This window comes from Streptomyces yerevanensis, assembly GCF_000716805.1.
Classification (GTDB): Bacteria; Actinomycetota; Actinomycetes; order Streptomycetales; family Streptomycetaceae; genus Streptomyces; species Streptomyces flaveus.
Genome location: NZ_JNWJ01000306.1, coordinates 1 through 215 on the forward strand (window position 1 = coordinate 1; position 215 = coordinate 215).

1 protein-coding gene is annotated in these 215 nt (G+C 71.2%); it reads left to right on the top strand.

Going from position 1 to position 215, the window contains the following annotated elements; all coding sequences use genetic code 11:
* A partial coding sequence (locus OP79_RS49505) for a winged helix-turn-helix transcriptional regulator (protein ID WP_033330071.1) occupies nt 1–215 on the top strand: 215 nt, incomplete at both ends.

Genomic DNA, 215 nt, shown 5'->3' on the forward strand with positions numbered 1-215 from the left:
TCAAGACCGTCCCCTACCGGGAGCCCGGCAGCCGCTCCCGCAACGAATACCGCCTGACCCGCAAGGGCTGGGACCTGTGGCCCGTCCTGATGGCACTGAGCCAGTGGGGCGAGACATACGCCCTCGGCCCCGAGGGCCCCGCACTGGACGTCCGCCACACCGACTGCGACGCCCCGGTCCGCGTCGTCGTCGAGTGCTCCACGGAACACTCCACC